Origin of the sequence: Bradyrhizobium sp. RT6a, from assembly GCF_040547675.1 — a bacterium.
Lineage (GTDB): Bacteria > Pseudomonadota > Alphaproteobacteria > Rhizobiales > Xanthobacteraceae > Bradyrhizobium.
Map to the genome: position 1 here is coordinate 1,564,596 of NZ_JBEPQC010000001.1, position 23,958 is coordinate 1,588,553.

A 23,958-nucleotide genomic window follows, 5' to 3' on the forward strand; every position below is an offset into this window, starting at 1 on the left:
AAAAGCAGCGCCGGAGCGTTGGTCGGCCAGCGGGCGGTATTGCCTCGCGCCACAACCTTTTGTTTAATGCTCGCACCCGCGCCAGGGACCAACGAGACGCGGGTGAGATTGCGATGCCGCTATCGGCGCGTCGGGGAGGTGTGATGAGCGAGCCCATCCTCGAGATGCGCCGGGTCTCCAAATCATTCTTCAGTATCAAGGCGCTGCGCGACGTCGATCTCACCGTCTACGCGGGCGAGATCCACGCTTTGATGGGCGAGAACGGCGCCGGCAAATCCACCCTGATGAAGATCCTGTCGGGCGCCTACCGGCCCGACCCGGGCAGCGAAATCCGCATCGACGGCCAGCCCGTGCAGATCAGCGGTCCGCTCGGCGGCCGCGCGGCCGGCATCGCGATCATCTATCAGGAACTCTCGCTCGCCCCCAATCTGAGCGTCGCGGAGAACATCTATCTTGGTCGCGAGGTCTCCCGCGGCGGCTTGCTGGCGCGCGAGGCGATGCAGGCCGGCGTCGGTCCGATCCTCGCGCGGCTCGGCGCGGATTTCACGCCGCAGACGCAGGTGGCCAATCTCTCGATGGGCCAGCGCCAACTGGTCGAGATTGCGCGCGCGCTGCACGCCCGCTCCAGGATCCTGATCATGGACGAGCCGACCACGGCGCTGTCGGCCGGCGAGAGCGAAAGGCTGTTCGCGCTGATCCGACAGCTGCGCGCCGAAGGTCTCGCCATCATCTACATCTCGCATCGCATGGACGAGGTCTACGCGCTCGGCGACCGCGTCACGGTGCTGCGCGACGGCACGCTGGTCGGTTCGCTCGACAAGGGCGACATCCGCGCAGACACAATCGTCCGGATGATGGTGGGACGCGACGTCTCCTCCTTCTACAAGAAGGAGCATGATCCCAGAAACGATCCCAACGCGCGGTCGGGAGCTCCCGTGCTTGCGGCTGTCGACATCGCCGACGGCAGGCGCGTCAAGGGATGTTCACTGACGGTGCATGCGGGCGAGGTCGTCGGCCTTGCCGGCCTGGTCGGCGCCGGCCGCACCGAACTTGCGCATCTCATCATCGGCGCCGCGCCGATGGTCTCGGGCCATGTCGAGATCGAGGGGCGGGCGGTCTCCATCCGCACGCCCGGTGAGGCGCTGGACGCCGGCATTGCCTATCTCACCGAGGACAGGAAGGCGCTCGGCTTGTTCCTCGACATGTCCTGCCTCGACAACATCAATCTCGCGGTGCTGGGCCGGGATGCGAAATTCGGCGGCATCCTCGATCGCGACAAGGCCCGCGACCGCGCCAAGCGCGCGTTCGCGGGGCTCGACATCCGTGCTGCGAATGTCGGTGTTCCCGCCGGCGGGCTCTCCGGCGGCAACCAGCAGAAAGTGCTGTTGTCGCGGCTGCTCGCGATCGGCCCGAAGATCCTGATCCTCGACGAGCCGACGCGCGGCGTCGATGTCGGCGCCAAGTCCGAGATCTATTCGATCATCGACAATCTCGCAAAGTCGGGCACCGCGGTTCTCGTCATCTCGTCCGACCTGCCCGAGATCATCGGCATCTGCGACCGCGTCATCGTGATGCGCGCAGGACATATCGCCGGCCAGATCCGGCGCAACGCGACATCGCCGCTCAGTCAGGAGGAGATCATGGCCCTCGCCACCGGAACGGAGCAGCTCGATGCCTGAGAACGGCGCCTCCTCCAGCACCGCCCCCGTCGCGCCCGGTCTTGCCGCCGCGCAGGAGACGAAGCGGCAGCGGACGCGGATGATCATTCGCGCGGTCGGCATGCTGCCGGTGCTGCTGTTGCTGTGCATCGGCTTTCACGTGCTGTCGGACGGCCGCTTCTTCACCGGCCAGAACATCGGCATCGTGGTGCAGCAATCCGCGGTCAATACCGTGCTGGCCGCGGGCATGACCTTCGTCATCCTCACCGGCGGCATCGACCTTTCGGTCGGCTCCATCCTGGCGGCGTCGGCGATGGCCGGGCTGATCATCTCCAAATTCCCTGATCTCGGGGTGCTGTGGTTGCCGGCCGCGGTGCTCACCGGCGCCGTCTTCGGCATTCTCAATGGCGGCTTGATCGCGCTGTTGCGCCTGCCGCCCTTCATCGTCACGCTGGGATCGTTGACCGCCGTGCGCGGCGCGGCGCGCCTGCTCGGCGCCGACACCACGGTGTTCAATCCGTCGATCCCCTATGCCTTCATCGGCAACGGCGCCTTGACCCTCATTCCCGGCGTCGTGTCGATTCCCTGGCTCTGGGTGATCGCGTTGCTGGTCATCCTGGTGTCGTGGCTGGTGCTCAAGCGCACCGTGCTCGGCGTGCACATCTACGCGGTCGGCGGCAACGAGAGCGCGGCGCGGCTCGCCGGCATCAAGGTCTGGGCCGTGCTGATCTTCGTCTACGGCGTGTCCGGCCTGCTGGCGGGCCTCGGCGGCGCTATGCAGGCGGCGCGCCTGTATGCGGCCAATGGCCTGCAGCTCGGCCAGTCCTACGAGCTCGACGCCATCACCGCCGTGATCCTGGGCGGCACCTCCTTTGTCGGCGGCATCGGCTCGATCTGGGGAACGCTGGTCGGCGCGCTGATCATTGCGGTGCTGTCGAACGGCCTGATCCTGATCGGCGTGTCCGACGTCTGGCAATATGTGATCAAGGGCCTGGTGATCATCGGCGCGGTGGCGCTGGACCGCTATCGGCTGCAGGGCTCGGCGCGGACCTGAGATCAAGAAAATGCAGCCAGCGCTGCGCCGTCACGTCCATTCCGTCATGGCAACTGGTCGCCGTGCCGGAGCTTCAAACAGACCAGGGAGGAAGCCAATGTTGAAGTCGATCTCGTTTGCCGGCGCCGCGATGGCGCTCGTCCTGAGCTCTGCGCCGTGCTTCGCCAAGGAGCTCAAGTCGATCGGCGTTTCCTTGGGTTCGCTCGGCAATCCGTTCTTCGTCGCGTTGTCGAAGGGCGCCGAGTTCGAGGCCAAGAAGACCAACCCCAACGTCAAGATCACCACCGTCGGCTTCGAATATGATCTCGGCAAGCAGGTCACCCAGATCGACAATTTCATCGCCGCTGGCGTCGACCTGATCCTGCTCAACCCCGGCGATCCCAAGGCTGTCGGCCCGGCGATCAAGAAGGCGCAGGCCGCCGGCATCGTGGTCGTTGCCGTCGACACCGCGGCCGAAGGCGCCGACGCCACCGTGACCACCAACAACGTCCAGGCCGGCGAGATCTCCTGCCAGTACATCGTCGACAAGCTCGGCGGCAAAGGCGACGTCATCATCGAGAACGGCCCGCAGGTCTCCGCGGTGATCGATCGCGTCGTCGGTTGCAAGAACGTGCTCGGCAAGAACCCCGGCATCAAGGTCCTGTCCAACGACCAGGACGGCAAGGGCTCGCGCGAAGGCGGCCTCACGGTGGCGCAGGGCTATCTGACCCGCTTCGCCAAGATCGACGCCATCTTCGCCATCAACGATCCTCAGGCGATCGGCACCGACCTTGCGGCGCGCCAGCAGCAGCGCACCGGTATTATCATTACCGCCGTCGACGGCGCCCCCGACATCGAAGCAGCCCTCAAGGACCCGCAGTCGCAGCAGATCCAGGCCTCCGCCTCGCAGGACCCGTTCTTCATGGCCCGCCGCGCCGTGCAGGTCGGCGTCAACATTCTCAACGGCCAGAAGCCGGCGTCCACAGTCGAGCTGCTGCCGTCGAAACTCGTGACGCGCGACAATGTCGGCGAGTACAAGGGCTGGACCTCGGACCGCTCGCAGTAGCAGGCGGAAGACGGCCGGCGTCGGGTGCGGCGCTGGTCGGCTCGCGTGGGGCGGCGTTAGCTGGGCATGCAGCGGTTGACCGGGTCGGCCGCGCTCTCGTTAAGCTCATGATCTTGAGGTCACAGGTTCAATCTCGTCTCTCATCATATGCGCAGGCTTGGACCGGCCGACGTCCGCTTTTCGACACCAAGCGGACCCCTGAGTTTCAATGCAAGAGTTTAGCTTGTGACCCCAAGCGGACCTTGGCCCTCCACGAAACGCGGGATTAACTTGCAGGTGTTTTGAGTGATCGGCACCAAGCCGTAGACGTTCACGCCTTAATATCCTCTAGAAGGAGAACACCATGATCCTTTTTGTGTGGGGCACAATACTCATGGTCACCTTCATTCCGGGCGCCATTGTTGGCTGGCTGGTTGGGAAAATTCCGTGTCCCACAGGGGTGTGCGGAGCATTGTTGGTTGCTGGATCAGCCCTTCTGGGGTTTGCGGCCTCCGAGATAATCGCTCCAAATCAGTCGGCCAGGTTTCATGAAGAAGAATTGCTGATGTACTCCCCACCGATTTTGGTCGCGATGTTGCTCGGACTATGGATCAGCCGCGCAAAAAAGAGGCCTCCGGCTCGCCCGTGGTATCTGCCCCCAGAGAAAGCGGAGTAAGGCCATCTCTCAGTTGGGTGACCTCATTTTTCTTCAGGGCGGCTATTGGCCCGTTTGAGACATGCCCGCCTATTCTGAGAATGTCCGTTCACCGGGGTAGACCGGAAGTCGCCATGATCCGGCCAACCGACGCGAATGACCCAACGACGACACTTTTTTGCGGGGCTGGCGGACAACGGCCAGCGCGCCTTTCCCGGCCTTCGGGACCGTGTTGAGCCAGATCAATGCCGATCCCGCGACGAGGCCGAATTTCCGCCGTCGCACTCAGTATGGATAGGGCGCCCGCTATGAAACCCCTGCTCAAGCAAATCCTGCACAGCCCGCTGCTCTGGATGCTGATCTTCGTTCCGGCCGTGCTGGTGGCGGAAGCGGTCGCACCGCATTCCCATACGCTGCTCTTCGTGCTTTCGGTACTCGCCATCGTGCCGCTGGCCGCCCTGCTCAGCCACGCGACCGAAGCGGTCGCCGCTAAGACCGGCGATGCAGTCGGCGGGCTGCTCAATGCGACGCTGGGAAACTTGACGGAGCTGATCATTGCGATCACCGCGCTTCAGGCCGGCCAGTATATGCTCGTGAAAGCGTCGATTGCCGGCGCGATTGTCACCAACGCCCTGTTTATGCTAGGTGCCTGTCTATTGCTCGGCGGCCTGCGCTATCACGTCCAGGAATATAATCGTGCCGGCGCGCGGCTCTACTCCGGTCTCTTGCTGATGGCCACCGTCGCCCTGCTCGCCCCGTCAGCGGTCGCCGACCTCGATCTCGTACAAGGCGACGCTGTCATGCGGAAGCTCAGCGTCGGTCTCGCCATACTGCTCATCATCGCTTACGCGCTCGGCCTGCTGTTCTCACTGAAGACCCACAAGGAATTGTTCGCAAGTGCCGACCATAGCGAGGGTGAGGAACATTGGCCGATTGGCCTTGCGGTCGGCACGCTGCTCGTCGTCACTTTGTTGGTTGCACTAGTGAGTGAGATTTTTGTCGAGTCCGTCCAGAAGGCGGCGGAAACGTTTGGAATGAGCCCAGCCTTTGTCGGCTTTATCATCGTCTCAATGGTCGGCGCCGCCGCCGAGTTTGCCGTGGCATTTTCTGCGGCGCGCAAGGACCGCCTCGACATGAGCGTCAGCATCGCGCTCGGCAGCGCTTCCCAGATCGCGCTGTTCGTCGCACCCGCACTGGTGCTGCTCAGCTATGTCGTCGGGCCGTCGCCAATGAGCCTGCAGTTCTGGCCGGGCGCCGTCACCATGGTTATGATTGCGACCGTGACCGCGAGCTTCATTACGAGCAGCGGGCGCTCGGCCTGGTTCGTCGGCGCCCTGCTTATCTTCATCTACGCGGTCTTTGCGCTGACGCTGTACGTGGTCCCGCCAGCGAGCCAGGGGATTGGGTAACGCCAACGCCTCCTTTTCCTCACCATCCGTCGGCGCCGTGCCGTTTGTGAGTGAGTCCGTTGTTGGCCCAGAATTGCGGTTGGACAATTCCAGCGGGTCGCGCAGCGGCATCGTGTGTTGGTGGGTTGCGCCGGCGCGTCAATGCGTTACCACGATGAAATCCGTGTCTTGTCCCGTCTCCTGGCTAATTCCGTCGTCGGAAACAATCAACGAAGAGGCCGGCGTCAGGAGTTCAGAGATCTTCTCAACCGTATCCCGGGGCATTTCGATACGGTTGAGCGCAGCGTTGGCTTTGTCGGGTAACGGTCCCGGCGCGGTTTGCTTCGCGGGCGCTTCTCGCCGTTTCGTGGCAGCTTCGAACATACGGGGCAATTCCTCCGGAATCGACACGACGCTCCAGCGAATAGCTGTTCCCTCGTTCTGGAATTCCATTGCGGTAAACACGTGCGTTCCCAGCGGCTCCTCCGGATTTTCGATCTTGACCGGGACATCAAACAACGGCGTGAAGCCCTGACGCACGAACAGCTTGCTCAACTTACGACTGACGAAGATTGAGATCGGGACGATCTTTTTAGGCACGCTTGCAGCGGGAGCCGAGCCCGGCTCCTGGAGACTGGCGGCTTCTGGAGTCTCGGCGTTTGACACCAGTGATCCCTGCTTTGCCGCGGCTGCACCGATGCTCTTGGTTGCGGCGGTGGCACTCTGGAATTCGGACGAACCGGACGCGGCTTTCGGTTGAAAAAGCTGCGGATTGGCTATCTCGACCGGCTGGACATCACCATGCGCAATGATCACGCGCGTGCCGCGCTTCGTGAGATGCCAGAGTCGAACGGCAAAATCATTCTTCAAACGGATGCAGCCGTGTGACGCTGGATGCCCGGGCACGACACCGGCGTGCAACGCTATCCCTGACCAGGTGATGCGTTGCATGTAGGGCATGGGGGCGGCGCTATAAATATTTGAACGGTGCCATCGTTCTTTGCTGATGACGCTGAACACGCCGAGGGGCGTCGGATGCCCCTCCATTCCCGTGGACACCGAAGAGCGTGCAATCAGGGCCCCGTTGTCAAAAAGCGAGATCCGTTGGTCTGCGATCGAGATGATGATCTGGAGCGGGCCCTTCGGAAGGGGCTCGGGCCGAACGCTCTTCGCCGTTTCAGAGTTTGTCTGCCGGTGGTGGTGCTTGTCTTTGTACGGAGCGTATTGGCTTCGCCAGAACGTGTGTTGGGGTCCAAGCAGAAATTGAGCGTGTGCGATCCCCGCAGGGAACATGAAAATGGCGAATACAGCGGTTGTTATCGCGCGCTGCATTGCTGGCAATTCCTTAACGAACATCGCCCGGTCCCCGTAGGCGCCATTCCATCGTTTCGAGACGATGCGCGAAGCCGAAGCCTGATGCGTCATCCTGACGGCGCACCAAGCCTCTCCTCCAAATCTGGTCGCAGTGGGTCGAAAATTGGACCGTACTCACAATTGCCGTGGGAGTTGCCGCTGAGACGGGCGCGATTGCTTGTGATCGACGCGTTGCAATCGGGCAACACGTTTTAGAAAAATTGACGAGCGGCCGTTCGCGCCATTGCGCGACCCACATTGAACCCAAGAATGAGCCTCTTCGCATGCTTGGCTTTTCTACACGGCTCCGGTGGAGCCTATGGGGGGACGGCATCATGAACCCGCGGCGATTTACGATAGTGGTGCCGACGTTTTGCGGAACGGTCGTTCTCGCGGGGTGGATCGCTGGCTGGCTGGCTGGCTTCGGTCCGGCCGGCACCGAGAACGCCCGCGCAGTGACAATCCAGGAGCGCGCAGCATCTCTCGCCGCCAACGCGAGGCTCGCGGATGAACCGCAGGCAATCGCAATGGGCAACACCGGACCCGCGAACGCCGCTGTCGCTAGCGCCGAAGTAGCGACGGCCGCTGAGCCCGCGGCGGGGACGGCCACCGACACGACGGCGGCCTCGGATAAATCGGAATCGATCGTCGTGGCCGCGTTGCCCGATCCGTCGCAAACGCTGTCGGCCGATTTACCGCCTGCGCAGGACTCGGTGGACTTGGGCCACCACGATGTCGCCCAGTTGGCGCCGACCACGTGCGGTGCATCCGGCGGTGCCTCCAGCACGGGGCCGCAGGATTTCCGGTATCTCATTTGTTATGTCTGGTCCGAACTGCCGCCTGCCGAGAAGCCGGCTGCGATCGTCTTGCGTTCGTTCAAGGACATCCCGGTCGGAACGCCGGTGGAAGAGATCAAGCGCGCGTCCGACGCTTTCGGTCTGGATTTCGCTTTCATGAAGGCGGTGGCCAAGGTCGAGTCCGGGTTCGACCCCAAGCAACGCACCGGATCGTATATCGGGCTGTTCCAGCTGAGCAAATACGAGTTCAGAAAATTCGGCTCCGGAGACATTCTTAATCCCCGCGATAATGCCGTTGCGGCGGCCTACAAGGTCATCACGGAAGGCATTCTGTTCCAGTGGGTGACGCACAGGAAGCCGGACTTGAACGATCTTTACCTGATCCATCAGCAGGGCTGGGAAGGCGCCGCGGAGCACCTCAGCCAACCCAATCGCATCGCCTGGAAATCGATGTGCGCCACAAGCGAAGGCAGGGAGAAGGGCGAAAAATGGTGCAGGCGCGCGATCTGGGGCAATACGCTTCCGGCCGTCAAAGAGGCCTGGAAATCCGTGGAGAAGCTGACGTCGGAGGCGTTCGTCGGAATGTGGCGCGAGCGGGTTGCTCATTTCCAATCGAAATACATGGGCACCGCGACCGCCGAAGCCGAGCGGGCGCAGGCACCAGTGAATTCCCGTTGAGTGGTTAGCAGGAGTTGCCGCACCCGCGGGCGAGCGGGGCTTCACCGTCGCTGGTCGCGCGGATGCACTTTACATCGTCAACGACGCGCTCGGGTCGTTCCTGCTGCTAGCGAGGCGATCGATCAGGTGCCGATGTCTGCTTGTGGCGCGAAGGCGAAGTGTCCGGCACGCCGGCAGCTAGGGCCATAGCAGACATCGAGAATACGCGGGCAGATCGACGCGAATGACCCGAAGCGGAGCACCTTGAAAGTGAAGTCAAATCATGATGCCAGGCATGAAGCATCGGACGCGCGGATGGCCGTCTATGTAATGCCTCCAGACCATTGTACGGCCGAAGCGGTTTGGTTCTGTGACAACCGCACCGTCGGGTACGAGCACCCATTCGCCGTCAATGAGGACGCGGTAACGGCCCCGACTGGACTCCCAATCGGCATCGGACACTATGTATCCATCGGCATCGGTACAGCACTTTCCAAATTCGCTCTGCAAGCTTTCAAACCACGACTTCAGCGGAGAGTGGTCGTATCGGCCATCATCGCGTGCAAGTACCGGCGTCAGTAGCAACGCTGAACCCAGCAACGATAACGCAAGTTTCGCTGGACACATCTGTTTGCCTCCGCGAGATTCGCCGGCCGATCCGCTGGCTTTGTGCGGCTTAGGCTGGCAACCCGGAAACTAGGTCCGTTGCAACTGCCGCTGACGAGTGACGATAGCTACAATCGCTCGATGCTGTGATGGGACAGGTCATTGCCATCGCCCACTGACGTGAGTCCGGCAATTCGAGCGAAGGTTCAAACAGGACAACACTTCAACTAAAGGTCAGTGCAGCTGCTTCTTTGGCCTAGCCTGCCATTAGCCGATCTCCAGGCTGGTGCAGAGCTTGTCCGCTCATGACGGCGTAGCCGACCAAAGCCCTCACAGACTTCCGTGCTCCGCCGTGCATGAGCGGGATTTGCCGTGCACTGCGGGTGAGAAGATAGCTATTTTGATCTCGCTTCCAGTGCGAGCAACGCAAGGATCAGCGCGCGGGCACCGCCCGCGTCGTTGGTGGCGGCGGTCCCCATCAACCTCCCGTCCCGATCAGTTTTTCGGTGGCGTTACACGATCGGACGGCCCGTGCGCAAATGGCGCGCCGACAGACCATCGTTGCAGATGGCGAACGGGTCAGATCACAGCGTGGAAAATCATGTACAGCAGGCCGGCGATCAGCATGGCCGCGGGCAATGTCAGAACCCATGCCAATACGATGTTCCTGATCGTCCCCGTCTGCAGCCCCGAGCCGTTAGCCGCCATGGTGCCGGCGACGCCGCTGGACAAGATATGCGTGGTCGACACCGGCATGCCGTAAAACTCAGCGCCGAGGATGGTGCCGGCCGCTACCAGCTCGGCCGAAGCACCTTGCGCGTAGGTCAGGTGCTGCTTTCCGATACGCTCGCCGACCGTCACGACGATCCTGCGCCAGCCGACCATGGTGCCGAGGCCAAGCGCGATCGCGACCGAGACCTTGACCCAGGTGGGAATGAAGCGCGTGCCGTCTTCCAGGCTGGTGCGATAGCTTTTCAGGACAGCGGCGTCGCCCGGCTCGAGCTTGGCGCCCGCGTCGGGCAGCAGACGGATGGCGTCGGCCGCCAGGTACATGTCGTTGCGCATGTTGGGCGTCGCCGCCGCCGGAACCCGGCTGATCGATCCGTAGCTCTTCACGCCATTGGCGACCTCGTCGGACAGGCTTGCGAGCGCTGCGAACACGTCCGGCCGGTTCAGGTCCCGGGTCTTGAGCGCGGTCCCAATCAGGCCGCGTGCATCGTTCGGACTGACCTGCTGAGCGCCTTGTGCACGCGCCGCGAACACCGACTTCGCCTTGCTGGTGATGTCGACGAACGCCGGCGTGCTCGAATCCGGCATGGTCCGGTTCAGAGCGTAGGCGGTCGGCGCCACGCCGATCAGGATCAGCATGATGAGGCCCATGCCCTTCTGCCCGTCATTGCCGCCATGCGCAAAGGACACGCCGGTGCAGGTCAGGATCAGGATGCCGCGGATCCACCACGGCGTCTTGCCCTTGGGCTCCTGGTACAGCTTCGGCACGGGAACGACGGCCTTCAGCAACAGCAGCAGCAAGGCCGACAACGCGAAGCCAACAACCGGACTGAACAGCAGCGCCTTGCCCACGCTCATGGCCTGGGTCCAGTCGACCCCCGACGTGGCCTGCCCGGTGGGGGCGAGAAGCTCGTTGGTAAGCCCGACGCCCATGATCGATCCGATCAGGCAGTGCGACGAGCTGTTCGGGATGCCCATCGACCAGGTCGCGAGATTCCAGATGATTGCCGCGATCAGCAGGGCGAAGATCATGGCGTAGCCGGCGGTGCTGCCGACCTGGAGGATCAGGTCGACCGGCAACAGCGTGATCACGCTGTAGGCCACCGCGCCGGTGGAAACCAGCACGCCGAGGAAGTTGAACACGCCCGACCAAATCACCGCGGTCAGCGGCGGCAGGCTGTGGGTGTAGATGACGGTTGCGACCGCGTTGGCGGTGTCATGGAAGCCGTTCACGAATTCGAAGCCGAGTGCGATCATGAGGGCAACGCCGAGGAGCAGCAGCGCACTGATCGCGAGCGGCTCGCCGACGCTTTGCGTATCGGTGAAGATGCCGTAGGCAGCATAGCCGATGCCGCTGACGAGGAAGAGCAGGAAGACCGCCACCATGCTGACATGGGGTTTCTTGTGGAGGTCGGGTTTGGCGGCGGCTTGCGCGACCGGACGTGCATCGTTGAGTGCGAGATCGGACATGGGGATTGCTCGGCGGTCAGTCTGTCAGCGATGATCCCGGCGGATCAGGAAATCCATGGGAGCCTCAGCTCAGCCGCTGGGCACGGCGCGCAGCCGGCGCAACCGGTGCAGCTCCTTTGCCGCGTCCTTCATCAGCCCATCGGCGGCCTCGCGTTCCTGGCCGACGATGACCCCCGATGTGAAAGCCTGGGCGCGGCGGTGCGCAGGCGGCCCCGTCAGCGCAGCCTCGGTCGCCAGTTTGCGGTGTGTCATGAAGTCGTTCAGCGATCCCAGGGCCGATTGAATCTGCTTCAGCCGACGGGAAAGAGCTGCAAGCTCCCTCCGGCCGCGATCGCCGTAAAGGCTGCTGAAGAAGTCGGTTGCATAGCGAACCTTCTTGATCTTGATCCGCAGCTTGTGGCGTTGCACCGGATCGAGATCATTCAGTCGCTTGCCTTGCTTTCGCGCCTTCCTGATGCGCCGATCCAGCACCTCCGCGGCGTAGGCGGCGATCGAGCGGTCGTCATCGACGCGAGGCCGTCCGGCTTCGATCCACTCGATCGTATCGATCAGCAGGCGGCGGTAACGCGCCGCCGCGACCGCGTCGCGGGCGCGCTTGAAAGCCGCCATCCTTTGCCTTGAGAACCTCTCGCGGATCGCCCGTGCCCCGCGTGCCGGGACGCCATGCCTGGTGATCGGCTGTAAGCTCTCCTTCAGAAACACGTCGATTTCACGCGCAGGCGCCAGTTCGTCGGTGAGCCATTTCAGCTCGGCCTTGATCCGCGCCGTGCTCGCTCGCGGCAGGATATCGCCGAACAGCGAAATCGCCGCGCGCAGGCGCCGCAGCCCAACGCGCATCTGATGAACGCCCTCGGCATCGAGGTCACGCACCGGATCGGCGTTCGCCGTGATGTGACGCAGCGTCGAATGCGCGATCAGGCGGAATGCCTCGTGGGGCGATTGCTCGGGAATGAGCTCGATCGCCTCGGCATGTTGCGCGCCGCCGCCGCTGTCCGCGACGAGCTGGTAACCGCGCTCGGCCTTGGAGCGCAGATCAAGCTCGGCCCCCGTTCGGCGTTCGAGATCGCGCGCGAGGCGGAACAGGTCCGCGACATGTCCGGATTTGAGTTCCAGCTCCAGTTCGGCAACGGGCCGTGACCGCCGCCCGGCGCTGATGCGGCCCCGGTCGACGGCGAGTTCGATCTGGCTCTTTCGTACGCGGCGGGCCTGCGCCATCCGACGGATGTCGGTCTGGAATACCGGCTTCAGCTTGCGGGGAAGTTTCCCCGTCGCAAGGCGCCGGAGCGGTGTATGGCTGGTCTTGGCAAGATCGGGATTTGCGCCGGAGACCTCGTGCTCCCATTCTCCGCGCCTTACGCCGCCCGCGCCGCCTGCTTTGACGGTTTGCACGTAGCGGTCCTCGATCTTGCGAACGCGCAGCGTCAGGCCGTGGCGCCTGAGCTTGTACCTGTTCGTATCGTAGTAGGTCGACACCAGCGTCTGCTCGGATTTGTCGCGGCGCTGGCCCGCCGCGCCGCTCCGCAACACCGACGACAGTTTTTGCGGTGAAATCCGGAATTTCAGTTCCGTTTCTGCATTCATGGCTGGATCTTTCGGTTGCCCATTCAAAGTGGCGCCCCCGCGGGAAGTTCCCATGCTGCGAGGATTTCAACGCGGCCGGCGATTAAGGGCGCCGCAAAGTCATGGAAACTTCACGGAACAGGCGCCAGCGTGCTCGATTGAGTAGCAGCACCACGATTGAAGGATGGGCCGGGCGGAGACTGCCGAGAGCCAGGCTTGCCGCAGCGATTGATCGCAGAGCAAATACGTCGATGTCCGGAACCGCGATCACCGTTCGAGAGCTCACGGCCAGGGTGCTTGCCATTGTCCATGCGCATCCTGGCTGCGAGCTCGTGAAGGAGATCGCGATCACGCCGGTTGAGATCACCGGCGCCGGAATGACTTGGCACGCGAATCTCGTCGACAGCGGCGGTGCCGATGCGCAGCGCGCGGCCAGCGTCTTGAGGCAGGCGAGAGATGATCTCGAGCCGATGTTTGAATTGGTTGACGAACCCCCACCGAAAGACGAGCCATGAAAAAGCCCGCGATCCATCCAGATGACTTCCCGGTTGAGACCAGCAAAACGACCGTCAAGACCAACAAGCGCGAACCGCTTGCGGACGCCGAAAGCGAGCCGGTGGCGGAGGAGATCGCCGACCGTCTCAACGAGCATGCCTATCGCGAGGAGCACGATCGATGGTCGCCGTGACCTCCGGATTTCCATGGTCGCGATCGACGCTACGCGCAACAGCCGTCCGCTGTCATTCCGCCGACGGACTGGGGCGGCTTAGTTCGTGAAGCAGTTCGCCTGCCTGATCCAGCAGCGTCCGAACGTTGTTCCGCTCCGCGACCGCTTCCCCCGTGAACATCCCATGCTTCCGCGCATTGCGGTTGCCGGGCGGCGCGCCCGTCCTTGCGGTGCCGCCATGCATGCGACATCGACTCTTGCCGCGCATCGCCGGCGCGCAACAGGGGGTACCACTACGAGCCCTTGCGCCGCAGCGGCGGCTCGCTTGCATCGGGCTGGTATTGCGAACGTGATCGCTGCTCATGCGATGGCGCCGTCCTCTACGTCAACGTTCGGCTCCGCGACGATCAGGCTCGCGTGTTGCGTGACGTTACCCACGATCGCCCTGCCGCCATCCTGCACCGACAAATTCCGGACCGTGATCGCGCGCTCGCCGTTGTTGCGGTGGCGGCTGAGTGCCTCGATCTGGCTTGCGAAGGTGCGGGCCAGCCGGGCCAGTCCGCGTGTGAGGCTCTCCTGCTGCGGAATGTCATCGGTGAGAGCGAGGCGGCAGGCAGAGCGCATCGCTGCGGCGTGAACGGACACCATCTGCACCGCGAGCATGGCCTCGATCGAGTCCTTCGGCGCGATGCTCTTCACCAGCGAGATCAGGAAGGCGAGATTGGCTTCATCGGGTTTCCGTCCGGTCATGCTGGCCTTCACCAATTGCCTGAGGAGACCATGGAGCGCGTCGCAATCAGCGGCGCCGAGCGCCTCGGCCAGCAGCCGTTCGCCGGCTTGCGGGTCGGCATGGAGGATCGCAATCCCCCGCTTGTAGAGCTTGACCCGCGGGCTCGCGGCGGAGCCGCTGCGATCGTTTGCCGCAACCGGGGGCGTGCTGTGGCGTTTCGCAGATGTCGTCATGTGCTGTGTCCTCTGCCCGTGCGGGCTCATTGCGCGCGACATCGATCGCTCGCTGCGCGCCTGTGGGATTTTCGAGATGTCGATGAAGGGTTTACGCGCAATCGCCGCGCGGCGCCCGTGGTCGGGCGGCGTGGACGCTGGCGATTTTTGCGATGATGGCATTCTGCCGGTGTTTTGCCCGACGAGTCAAACGAAGATTGCGAAGCGCGCAATCCTCGTTCGTGCAAATCCCTGTCCGCGCAAGTCCTTGTTCTCGCAGGTGTCGGCTACTGTGCATGGGGTTGTTTTCGCGTTTTTGTTTCGAAGCGGCTCCGACCTGCCGCGCGACGGAATGCCGGACTGCAAACGCGATTGCGAAATCCGGCGCGGCCGCTCATCATGATACTCGAATGCGCCGCGTCATGCAAAAGCGGCTGCGATGCGTCTAGGGAGAGAACCAATGCAAAGAACACTTCGCCTGCTGGCGATCATCGCCGGATTGTGCGCGACGACCGGGGCCCTCGCGCAAAAATATCCGGTGCGGCCGGTCAAGATCATGGTCGGCTTCAGCGCGGGCGGCCCGGTCGACGTCGTCGCGCGCATCGTCGCCGATCGGCTGAGCAACAAGCTCGGGCAAGCCTTCGTGGTCGAGAACCGCGCCGGCGCCAACGGCATGATCGCCGCCGAAGGCGTGGCGCGTGCGGAAGGCGACGGCTACACGATGCTGGCCTGCAACTCCTCCACGATCACACTCAACAAGACGCTGTTCAAGGATATCCGCTACGACCCGGAAAAAGACTTCGCGCCACTCACCACGGTCGTGTCGGCGCCGCTCGTGCTGGTGGTCAACCCGGAGAATCCCAAGACGGCGAACATCAACACCGTCGCCGATCTCGTCGCCGCGGCGAAGGCTGCGCCCGGCGCGCTTGCCTACGGCTCGGGCGGCAACGGCAACCTCGCCCATCTCGCCATGGAGCTGCTGAGCCAGAAGGCCGGCGTCAAGATGATCCACGTGCCCTATCGCGGCGGTGCTGCCTCGGAGGTCGGCATCCTCGCGCAGGAGGTCCTGGCGGTGTTCGACCCCTTGTCTGCCGTGCCGCTGGTGAAGGCCGGCAAGCTGCGCGCGCTCGCGGTATCCTCGGCCGAGCGGCTGCCGGCACTGCCGGATGTGCCGACCGTTGCGGAAGCCGGCTATCCCGGTTTCGACATCTCGTTCTGGGTCGGCTTCTTCATGCCGAAGGCAACGCCCGCGCCGATGCTCGAGATGCTGCACCGGGAGATCGTCGCCGCCGCCAACGATCCGGTGTTACGGGAGCGGCTGGAGACGCAGGGCGTCGTCAGCGTGCTCAGTCCGGCCGAGTATGCCGCCAAGATCGCGAAGGAGACCAGGGAACTCGCCGAAGTCGTGGCGGCCGCGAACATCAAGGCGGAGTAGGAGCGCAACTTGCCGGACATGCCCTAGTTGGCCCGAGCGCAGCGAAACCCATCGCTACTTGCGAAGATGACGATGATGGGTTTTGCTGCGCTCTACTCATCCTACAAGAAGAAAATAGAAGGAGGCTGCATGCCGCGCATTTCGACTATCGAGACCGGATTCTACCGGATCCCCCTTCCCGTCACGCTGTCGGACTCGATGCATGGCGACATGGCGGCATTCGAGCTGATCACTTGCCGGGTGCGCGATGTCGATGGCGCCGAGGGCGTCGGCTATACCTACACGGTGGGCCGCAACGGCGGCGCCGTCGCCGACATCCTCAAGCGCGAGATCCCGCCGCTGGTCGAAGGACGCGAGGCCGATGATACCGAAGCGATCTGGCATCACGTCTGGTGGGGCCTGCATTATGGCGGCCGCGGCGGGCCGGCGGTGCTGGCGCTCTCGGCGCTCGATATCGCGCTGTGGGATTTGAAGGCGCGGCGCGCGAAATTGCCGCTGTATCGATTGCTCGGCGGCTTCGCTCCGCGCGTGCCCTGCTATGCTGGCGGCATCGACCTCGATCTCTCCGTCGAGGCGCTGCTGAAGCAGACCGACGGCAATCTCGCCAAGGGTTTTCGCGCCATCAAGATGAAGGCCGGCCGCCCCGATCTCAAATCGGATGTCGCGCGGATCGCGGCGATGCGACAACATCTCGGCGACGGCTTCCCGCTGATGGTGGATGCCAACATGAAATGGACGGTCGAGGAAGCGATCCGCGCCGCCCGCGCGTTCCAACCCTACGACCTCACCTGGCTCGAGGAACCGATCATTCCCGATGATATCGCGGGCCACACCCGCATCATGCAGGCCGGCGGCGTGCCGATCGCGGCGGGCGAGAATTTGCGTTCGCTGTGGGAGTTCAAGAACTACATCGTCGCCGGCGCGGTGTCCTATCCCGAGCCCGACGTTACCAATTGCGGCGGCGTCAGTACGTTCATGAAGATCGCGCGGCTGGCGGAAGCGTTCAACCTGCCCGTCACCAGCCATGGCGCGCACGACATCACCGTGCACCTGCTCGCGGCCTGCCCGAACCGGTCGTATCTGGAGGCGCACGGTTTCGGGCTCGACAAATATATCGAGCATCCGCTGGTGCTGCAGGACGGCCTCGCGCTCGCGCCGGACCGGATCGGCCATGGCATCAGCTTCGATTGGGACGGGCTGGCGAAGCTGTCGCCGTAGACGCGGAGCCGCGGCCGCGGGTGTGCCCCCTCTCCCGCTTGCGGGAGAGGGTTGGGGAGAGGGTGTTTCCGCAGTGAGATCCCCAATGACGATCGAGCCCTCTCCCGGCCTCTCCCGCAAGCGGGAGAGGTGAAGTGGAGCGCGCAGAGCGGTCGGTTTGCCCCAGCAATCACCAACGCGTTGCCGCACGCGAGGCATTCGCTGACGCTTGATGCAAGCTGCGGTTATTCGGCTATGGTGTCGACGCCGACACACAATCCGAGAGATTCCCGCCTTGACCCCCGAGCTGCACCAGAAACTGACCGCGTGGCGCCGGCATTTGCACGCGCATCCCGAACTGTCCCTCCAGGAGAAAGCCACCGCCGCTTTCGTGCAGGACAAGCTCAACGAACTAGGCATTCCCTTCGTGTCAGGCATCGGCGGTCACGGCATCGTCGCGACCCTCACGCGAGGGGCTGCACAGGGCCGCGTCGGCCTGCGCGCCGATATGGATGCGCTGCCGATCACCGAAGACACGTCCCTGCCCTACGCTTCGCAAAATCCCGGTGTGATGCATGCCTGCGGCCATGACGGGCATTCCGCTTCGCTGCTCGGCGCCGCCGCGCTGCTCGCCGCCGACACCAGCTGGAGCGGAACGGTCGATTTCATCTTCCAGCCGGCCGAGGAAGGTTTTGGCGGCTCGCGCGCGATGGTCGCGGCCGGGCTGTTCGAGCGCTTTCCGATGGATCGGGTGTTCGGCTTTCACAACTGGCCGGGACTTTCCGCCGGCACCATCGCGGTCCATGACGGCGTCGTCATGGCCTCCGGCGGGCGCATCACCATCACCATTGATGGTCATGCCGGACACGCCGGCATGCCGCATCTGACGCGCGATCCGGTGATGGCGGCCGGGCATCTGATCGTGGCGCTGCAATCGATCGTCTCGCGCAGCGTTGATCCGCTCGACACCGCCGTGCTCTCGCTCTGCACGCTCGAAGGCGGCACGGCACGCAACCAGATCGCCGGACGCGTCTCGATCGGCGGCACGCTGCGTTACCATCGTGACGCGGTGAAGGACACCGTCTTGGCGCGGATCGAACAGATCTGCGCCGGGATTGCCACGAGCTTCGGCGTCAAGGTGACGCCCGAGATCGTCATTGGCGTCGGCGTCGTCATCAACACGCCGGCCGAGGCGGATCTCGCGCGCCTCGCCGCGGACAAGGTGCGGGCCGAGTTGCGGCGCGACCTCGCGCCCAGCATGGCCGGTGAGGATTTCGCTCACTATCTCTCGCGGCGCCCCGGCGCCTTCGTCTGGATCGGCAATGGCGAACTGCGCGACGGCGCCGAGCTGCACGGCCCGCGCTATGATTTCAACGACGCGATCCTGCCGGTGGCGGCGAGCTGGATGGCGGAAGTCGCCAAGGCGGCGCTGGCCTCCAACTAGAGTGTGTATCCATGAATGACACTGCACTTGATGCCCGCCATGCTCCGACGGGTCAAAGGCGGCGGTCTGCACCGGGCAATGACTTCTGCCCTACCGACTCCACACCTGCCGCTGCAATGCGCCAACCGACGGCGATGGACGACTTCAGACTTCAGCGCCGCCTCCGGCCGCGCCAGCAGCCTCATTCTAGATCGTGAAGGTCCTTGCCGAGCGGCGCCGTCATCCGAAACTCCGAAAAAGCCACTTCCAACCCGGCCCGCTCCGGCGTGCAAGCCATCGGTCCAACAAGATAGGAAGGGTTCTTGGCAAACGGCGCAAGCCTCATGAGAGGCCAAACCTTGCCATCGTTCGAAGCTTGCACACGAAGAACGCCATGAGCAACGGTTACCCGCAATCGGAAATCACGTGCGTCGTGCTCATAGGGTGCCGTTGCCCAGTCCGACCGCCCATCCGTCAATACGCTCGAAAGCATGGCCCGTCCGTCGGCAAATTCGATTCCGGCCTTAAGCCAGCGATTAGCGTCTACGCGCACCATGATGCCGGCTTGATCGTAGAGCGCTTGGAAATTACCGCGCACCCGCAACTCGGCCGTGAAGGCATCCCCGGCCTTAAACCCGAGAAAATGTCCGTTGTCGCGGATAAAGCCGTAGTGAGTCTCGCGCCAGAAGTCGGTGGCATTGTCAGTGACCACTTCAAGGCTGTTGCCCTTCTCGGTCCATTGTTTCGGCTCATTCAGCCAAATGCCGTCAGATCTGCCAAGTATCATTTTAACCTCGATGCAAACCATGTGATGGTCTCGACGAGCTTTCGGGTTTCGGCCCGACATCGCGATAGCGGCATCGAAGAACTGAACCTGAGCAAATCCAATCCGTCATGCCTCGCTGAACGGGCCTCAACGAGGTGCGCCACTTACTTCGTCGACGGACCAATTTCGAAAGTCGGCGATCAGCCGCCGCGGCGGATCATCTTGAGGCCCGACCGTCTTGCCGTGCTTCAAGCGATAACGAACTCGCCGGGTCTTGCGCATTCATCCGGCTAAGCCGGGCTGCGCGTAGTAAGCCCACCGCCCTGCGAACACGCGCCCGCTCAAGAGATCTCGCGCGGCAGCTTCCAGCCCGGCTTCGGCTCGAACGTCTCCTCGACCTGCGCGACGTGATAGCCGGCAGGCAGAAGCCTGCCGCCCTCCTCGTCCGCGACCGGCACGTCGGTCACCAGACCCTCGATCAAGGCGGCTTCCCACACCTCCTTCTCGGAGGGAAAGGGGTCGCCGATCTGCTTGTTGCCTTCGAACAGCGCGTACATCGGTTCCGGTCCTGCGTTGATCAAGCTCACGAGCAACGTATCGGCCGCACGGACGTTCCCATCCGGAAAATCGCAACGGATGGACACGTCAAACATGGCGCGCGTTCTGATCGGAACTTCCGGCTGGCATTACGCCTCCTGGCGAGGCCCGTTCTTTCCCGAGGGCGTGACGCTGAAGCAGCAGCTGAGCTATTACGCCGGACAGTTCGACACCACCGAGCTGAACGGAGTGTTCTACCGCACCCCGACGCCAGAGGCCGTCAAGGGGTGGCGCGAGCAGACCGGCCGCGATTTCGTCTTTGCCTGGAAGGCCTCGAAATTCATCACGCATTGGAAGCGCCTGTCGGACCGTTCGGTGAACAGCCTCGAGCTGCTCGAGGATCGTATCTCACGGCTCGGCGGCAAGGCCGGCCCGATCCTGTTCCAGCTGCCGCCGCAATTCGAGGCCAACGCGGACCGCCTCGCCGGCTTCTTCAAGCTGTTGTCGCGGAAGCGGCGTTACAGTTTTGAATTCCGTCATCCGAGCTGGTATCAGCCGCGCATCTTGCGGATGCTGGCCGACGAGAACATCTCGCTGTGCCTGTCCGACCATCACGACGCGCCGGCGCCGTGGAAGCGCACGGCGGATTTCGTCTATGTGCGCGGACACGGGCCGAGCGGGCGCTATCACGGGCACTATACAAAACCCACGCTGGCGCAATGGGCGCGGCGCATCAAGTCCTGGAAGCGGCAGGGCTGCGACGTCTTTGTCTATTTCGATAACGACCAGAAGAGCGCGGCGCCGGCCGATGCCCAGGCGTTGAAGCAATTGCTGTAGCGCACGGACAGGGCCGGCGACGCGCCGTCATGCCGCCGTGCAGGCGCCGTCGTTCATCGCTAGACGATGCCGCTTTGCCGGAGCGCCGCGATCGCGGCCTTGTCGTAGCCGAGCTCGCTCAGGATAAGGTCGGTATGCTCGCCGAGCGTGGGCGGGCGCGTCGCGATTTCGCCGGGCGTTTCCGACAGGCGGACGGCGGCGCGCGCCACCGGCGCGGGCTTCGGCAGACCGGGATAGTCAACGTCCTGCATGAAGCCGGCGGCGCGGATGTGCGGATGATCCAGCGCCTGCTGCGGGCTCAGCACGGGGCCGGTCGGAATCATGGCCTTGCCCAGGGTGTCGACGGCTTCCTGCGTGGTGCGCTCGGCGCACCAGCGCGCCATCCGCTCGCTGATGATAGAGCCGTTGTTGCCGCGGCTGATGTCGTCGGCAAAGCGCGGATCGTTCAGCCAGACCTCCTCCTCGCCCATCAGTTTCGCCCAGCGCTTGAACAGCGGATGCCCCGTGACTTGGCACAGCACCCAGCCGTCCTTGGTGCGGTAGATGTCGGCGGGTGCCGCGGTCTGGCCGAGATTGCCTGTCGGCACCCGATTGACGTTGATGACGGCCTGCTCGATCAGCGTGGCATTGGTGAAGGACAAGGCGGTTGCGAGCAATGCGCCCTCGACGATCTGCCCGCGCCCGGATTTGCCGCGCTCGATCAGCGCGGCGAGCGTGCCGAACGCGCAATGCAGCGCGGTCCCGAAATCAACCCAGTTGACCGCGGCCCGGTAGGGCGGATCGCCGGCGCCCGTCATGTACACCGAGCCCGACATCACCTGGCCGACGCCGTCGAAGCCGACGCGGTCGGACCATGGCCCCGGCCCGCCGAACGCGGTTGCCGTCGTCAGGATGATGTCGGGCTTGATCGCCTTGAGCGAATCGTAGTCGAGCTTCATCGCGCGCAAGGTCTGCGGCGGTAGATTGGCGACGACCACGTCCGCAGTCGCAATCAGCCGGCGCATCACCTCCTGCCCTTCCGGCTTCATCGGATCGAGCGTGAGGCACTTCTTGTTACGGTTGACCTGAAGGAACAACGCCCCTTCGCCATTTTCACCCACCGGCGCCACGAAGCGATCCTCGCTGCCGTCGCGCTTCTCCACGCGAATGACCTCGGCGCCGAATTCGGCCAGCAAGGTCGCGCAATAGGGCCCCGCGATATAGCGCCCGAAATCGAGAACCCGGACGCCGTCCAGAACCCCTCCCATCGATCTCTTTCCTTTGTGCTTTTTGTCAGCTTACAGGGATTGGCGTTTGCGGCAAGGCGGCAACGGGCGCCATACTCCGCCCCTGAGATGTGGTACGCGAATCATTTCGACTGGCGGAAATTGTGCTCTAGTATGGACCTGTCCCTGCCCCATCAGAGCCCCGTCCATGCCGCAACAATTCGATCGATCCAAAGAAGATCTCGGCAACGCGATCCATTTCGAGCACGTCAACATCCAGGTCCCGGACCAGCGGCTTGCCACGCTGTTCTATGTCGCAGGCCTTGGGCTCACCCGCGATCCCTTTCTGATGGTGTCCGACACCAACATGTGGATCAACGCCGGACGGAGCCAGTTTCATTTGCCGAGCGGCCGGCCGCAGGTGCTGCGCGGGCATATCGGACTGGTCATCGCGGGCCGCGAGGCGCTGCTGACGCGATTGGCGTCGGTCGCCAAGAAGCTCGAGGGCACCGCGTTCGCCTTCGCCGAGCATAACGACCACGTCGAGGCGATTTGTCCGTGGGGCAACCGTTTGCGATGCTACGAGCCCGACGCCGCGCGCTTCGGCCGCGTCGCGCTCGGCATTCCCTACGTCGAGTTCGACGTGCCGGTAGGATCCGCCGCGCGCATCTGCGCCTTCTACCCCGAGATCATGGGCATGCCATCGGAGCTGTGGAACGGCGACGGCACGGTCGCCGCCGTGAAGACGGGGCGCGACCAGCATTTGTTATTCCGCGAGACCGATCGACCGCAAGGCGACTATGACGGCCACCACGTGCAGATGTACATCACCGATTTCTCCGGCCCTTATCGCAAGCTGCTGGCGCGCGATTTGATCTCGCGCGAGGACAATCAGTACCAATACCGCTTCTGCGACATCGTCGATCTCGACAGCGGCAAGCCGCTGTTCACGGTCGAGCACGAGGTGCGCAGCGCCACCCACCCGATGTTCATGCGGCCGATGGTCAATCGCAATCCGGCGCTGAACAATCGCAACTACGCATCCGGCCACGATCAATCGCTTTGGGCGATGGGACCGGATCAGTATGAGGGATAGGGGACCGGAAATCGCCCCTAGCCGGAACAATAGGTTAAAGGCCGTCGCCATCTACAACGCCTGGCCCCGAAGTGCATCCCCTGACTAGAGGACTGGTGCATCAAGGCGGGGGCGCTGAAGCGATGGCTTGGCTCAGTCGCGAAGGCTCAATCCCAAACATTTCGCGGAAGCTGGCACTGAAGTGAGCCGAGGAAGAAAAACCTGTTCCGAGCGCGGCATCCGTAAGCCTTGCGCCAGCTTGCATCATTCGTATGGCAGCCCCCATCGAAACCCACATGCGATATCGGCGAAATGGGATCCCGACGTCGCGCTTGAAGACGTGCATGAGACGTGACTCGGACATTTCGAGTTTCTTTGCGATTGACGCCAAGGGCGTCCGGGCGGCAGGCTCGGCGTGAAGTTGTTTAATCAACTCTGCGATCCGACAATCAATCCCGCCCGGCGCGGGGGCGTTGAGGTGCTCAACTAGCTCGCCGCGCGCCTTCTTCCAATCGATCACCCCATCCGATAGCCGAGTGGACAATTCGATCAGCTCATTTTCGATGCTCAGGTCGAATGAGGCTCTTGGTGTTTGTTCGGCTGCAAGCGTTTGCAGGTGCTCCAGGTCGCGGCTGCGCGCATCCACATAAAGGAAAGCAACCCGGCCTCGCCCAATTTGGAAATGATGCAACATATTCGGCGGGATCAACGCAGTCCGGCAACTGCGATAAGCGGAGTTTTGCATCTTCGGATTGCTGGCAACGCCGAATGGTCGATCGACGCCAATTGCCAGCACGGCTACGGCGTTCCGATGAGGGCTCAGCCGAAAACTAGGGCCGACGTAGAAGGCACGTGCTCCCCAGGAAAAGAGCGGCCCGGACGCAGCAGGTTTTTGAAAGCGACTGTTCTCCATGTCGGGCATC

At 63.4% G+C, this 23,958-nt stretch carries 24 protein-coding genes; 14 read left to right on the top strand and 10 right to left on the bottom strand.

Annotated features, from left to right (window positions below):
• Nucleotides 1–143 precede the first annotated feature (143 nt).
• From ABIC03_RS07410 to cax, 5 genes are all read left to right on the top strand, one after another.
• Nucleotides 144–1,679, top strand: coding sequence for a sugar ABC transporter ATP-binding protein (locus ABIC03_RS07410; protein ID WP_354056741.1), 1,536 nt, complete (start codon nt 144–146; stop codon nt 1,677–1,679).
• A complete protein-coding gene (locus ABIC03_RS07415; RefSeq protein ID WP_354056743.1) occupies nt 1,672–2,712 on the top strand; it encodes an ABC transporter permease subunit in 1,041 nt (346 codons plus the stop codon). Before ABIC03_RS07410 ends, ABIC03_RS07415 begins: the two co-directional genes overlap by 8 nt.
• Nucleotides 2,713–2,809: 97 nt before the next feature.
• Nucleotides 2,810–3,757 carry an ABC transporter substrate-binding protein gene (locus ABIC03_RS07420; protein ID WP_354056745.1) on the top strand — a complete coding sequence of 316 codons (948 nt, stop codon included), beginning with the start codon at nt 2,810–2,812 and terminating at the stop codon, nt 3,755–3,757.
• Nucleotides 3,758–4,100: 343 nt separating this feature from the next.
• The gene (locus ABIC03_RS07425; RefSeq protein ID WP_354056747.1) at nt 4,101–4,412 is read left to right on the top strand and encodes a hypothetical protein; all 312 of its coding nucleotides are present in this window, start codon (nt 4,101–4,103) and stop codon (nt 4,410–4,412) included.
• A 287-nt stretch (nt 4,413–4,699) separates the two neighbouring features.
• Nucleotides 4,700–5,800, top strand: a complete 1,101-nt coding sequence (cax, locus tag ABIC03_RS07430) for a calcium/proton exchanger (RefSeq protein WP_275170359.1) — start codon at nt 4,700–4,702, stop codon at nt 5,798–5,800.
• Nucleotides 5,801–5,938: 138 nt separating this feature from the next.
• Here the strand turns inward: cax and ABIC03_RS07435 are convergent, their stop codons facing one another.
• Nucleotides 5,939–7,135 (bottom strand): L,D-transpeptidase, encoded by a 1,197-nt coding sequence (locus tag ABIC03_RS07435; RefSeq protein WP_354056749.1) that lies wholly within the window; start codon nt 7,133–7,135, stop codon nt 5,939–5,941.
• 524 nt (nt 7,136–7,659) lie between these two features.
• On the opposite strand from ABIC03_RS07435, the gene ABIC03_RS07440 reads away from it, so the two are divergent.
• A complete protein-coding gene (locus ABIC03_RS07440; protein WP_354056751.1) occupies nt 7,660–8,607 on the top strand; it encodes a lysozyme family protein in 948 nt (315 codons plus the stop codon).
• Between the two features lie 255 nt (nt 8,608–8,862).
• Here ABIC03_RS07440 and ABIC03_RS07445 read toward each other — a convergent pair whose 3' ends face one another.
• From ABIC03_RS07445 to ABIC03_RS07455, 3 genes are all read right to left on the bottom strand, one after another.
• Nucleotides 8,863–9,213 carry a hypothetical protein gene (locus ABIC03_RS07445; RefSeq protein WP_354056753.1) on the bottom strand — a complete coding sequence of 117 codons (351 nt, stop codon included), beginning with the start codon at nt 9,211–9,213 and terminating at the stop codon, nt 8,863–8,865.
• A 558-nt stretch (nt 9,214–9,771) separates the two neighbouring features.
• Nucleotides 9,772–11,391 (bottom strand): inorganic phosphate transporter, encoded by a 1,620-nt coding sequence (locus ABIC03_RS07450; protein ID WP_275170355.1) that lies wholly within the window; start codon nt 11,389–11,391, stop codon nt 9,772–9,774.
• 69 nt (nt 11,392–11,460) lie between these two features.
• Nucleotides 11,461–13,026, bottom strand: a complete 1,566-nt coding sequence (locus tag ABIC03_RS07455; protein ID WP_354056755.1) for a CYTH and CHAD domain-containing protein — start codon at nt 13,024–13,026, stop codon at nt 11,461–11,463.
• A 176-nt stretch (nt 13,027–13,202) separates the two neighbouring features.
• Between ABIC03_RS07455 and ABIC03_RS07460 the strand changes: the two genes are divergently transcribed.
• Both ABIC03_RS07460 and ABIC03_RS07465 read left to right on the top strand, forming a co-directional pair.
• Complete coding sequence (locus tag ABIC03_RS07460; protein ID WP_354056757.1) at nt 13,203–13,466, top strand: hypothetical protein; 264 nt, start codon at nt 13,203–13,205, stop codon at nt 13,464–13,466.
• On the top strand, nt 13,463–13,639 hold the full coding sequence (locus ABIC03_RS07465; protein ID WP_354056759.1) for a hypothetical protein: 177 nt from the start codon (nt 13,463–13,465) through the stop codon (nt 13,637–13,639). Before ABIC03_RS07460 ends, ABIC03_RS07465 begins: the two co-directional genes overlap by 4 nt.
• Before the next feature lie 52 nt (nt 13,640–13,691).
• Here the strand turns inward: ABIC03_RS07465 and ABIC03_RS07470 are convergent, their stop codons facing one another.
• The gene (locus ABIC03_RS07470; protein ID WP_354056761.1) at nt 13,692–13,982 is read right to left on the bottom strand and encodes an HGGxSTG domain-containing protein; all 291 of its coding nucleotides are present in this window, start codon (nt 13,980–13,982) and stop codon (nt 13,692–13,694) included.
• Nucleotides 13,979–14,581: a hypothetical protein gene (locus ABIC03_RS07475; RefSeq protein ID WP_354056763.1), complete on the bottom strand. Its 603-nt coding sequence runs from the start codon at nt 14,579–14,581 to the stop codon at nt 13,979–13,981. The genes ABIC03_RS07470 and ABIC03_RS07475 overlap by 4 nt, the downstream gene beginning before the upstream one ends.
• Before the next feature lie 76 nt (nt 14,582–14,657).
• Between ABIC03_RS07475 and ABIC03_RS07480 the strand changes: the two genes are divergently transcribed.
• The 4 genes from ABIC03_RS07480 (at nt 14,658) to ABIC03_RS07495 (ending at nt 18,636) form a co-directional block, all read left to right on the top strand.
• Entirely contained in the window at nt 14,658–14,963 is a 306-nt protein-coding gene (locus ABIC03_RS07480) for a hypothetical protein (RefSeq protein WP_354056765.1), read from the top strand.
• A 57-nt stretch (nt 14,964–15,020) separates the two neighbouring features.
• Complete coding sequence (locus ABIC03_RS07485; protein ID WP_354056767.1) at nt 15,021–15,995, top strand: Bug family tripartite tricarboxylate transporter substrate binding protein; 975 nt, start codon at nt 15,021–15,023, stop codon at nt 15,993–15,995.
• Nucleotides 15,996–16,124: 129 nt separating this feature from the next.
• Nucleotides 16,125–17,213 carry a mandelate racemase/muconate lactonizing enzyme family protein gene (locus ABIC03_RS07490; RefSeq protein ID WP_354056769.1) on the top strand — a complete coding sequence of 363 codons (1,089 nt, stop codon included), beginning with the start codon at nt 16,125–16,127 and terminating at the stop codon, nt 17,211–17,213.
• 274 nt (nt 17,214–17,487) lie between these two features.
• Nucleotides 17,488–18,636 (top strand): amidohydrolase, encoded by a 1,149-nt coding sequence (locus ABIC03_RS07495; protein ID WP_354056771.1) that lies wholly within the window; start codon nt 17,488–17,490, stop codon nt 18,634–18,636.
• Nucleotides 18,637–18,817: 181 nt separating this feature from the next.
• Here ABIC03_RS07495 and ABIC03_RS07500 read toward each other — a convergent pair whose 3' ends face one another.
• Nucleotides 18,818–19,402, bottom strand: coding sequence for a DUF1349 domain-containing protein (locus ABIC03_RS07500; protein WP_275170670.1), 585 nt, complete (start codon nt 19,400–19,402; stop codon nt 18,818–18,820).
• A gap of 320 nt (nt 19,403–19,722) precedes the next feature.
• Nucleotides 19,723–20,034, bottom strand: a complete 312-nt coding sequence (locus ABIC03_RS07505; protein ID WP_354056773.1) for a hypothetical protein — start codon at nt 20,032–20,034, stop codon at nt 19,723–19,725.
• On the opposite strand from ABIC03_RS07505, the gene ABIC03_RS07510 reads away from it, so the two are divergent.
• Complete coding sequence (locus ABIC03_RS07510) at nt 20,033–20,755, top strand: DUF72 domain-containing protein (protein WP_354056775.1); 723 nt, start codon at nt 20,033–20,035, stop codon at nt 20,753–20,755. The two genes, ABIC03_RS07505 and ABIC03_RS07510, sit on opposite strands and share 2 nt — an antisense overlap.
• A 59-nt stretch (nt 20,756–20,814) precedes the next feature.
• Here ABIC03_RS07510 and ABIC03_RS07515 read toward each other — a convergent pair whose 3' ends face one another.
• Complete coding sequence (locus ABIC03_RS07515; RefSeq protein ID WP_354056777.1) at nt 20,815–22,002, bottom strand: CaiB/BaiF CoA transferase family protein; 1,188 nt, start codon at nt 22,000–22,002, stop codon at nt 20,815–20,817.
• Between the two features lie 166 nt (nt 22,003–22,168).
• Here ABIC03_RS07515 and ABIC03_RS07520 point away from each other — a divergent pair, with 166 nt between their 5' ends.
• Nucleotides 22,169–23,056, top strand: a complete 888-nt coding sequence (locus ABIC03_RS07520) for a VOC family protein (protein ID WP_354056779.1) — start codon at nt 22,169–22,171, stop codon at nt 23,054–23,056.
• 100 nt (nt 23,057–23,156) lie between these two features.
• Here the strand turns inward: ABIC03_RS07520 and ABIC03_RS07525 are convergent, their stop codons facing one another.
• Nucleotides 23,157–23,957, bottom strand: a complete 801-nt coding sequence (locus tag ABIC03_RS07525; protein ID WP_354056781.1) for a helix-turn-helix domain-containing protein — start codon at nt 23,955–23,957, stop codon at nt 23,157–23,159.
• Nucleotide 23,958 lies beyond the last annotated feature (1 nt).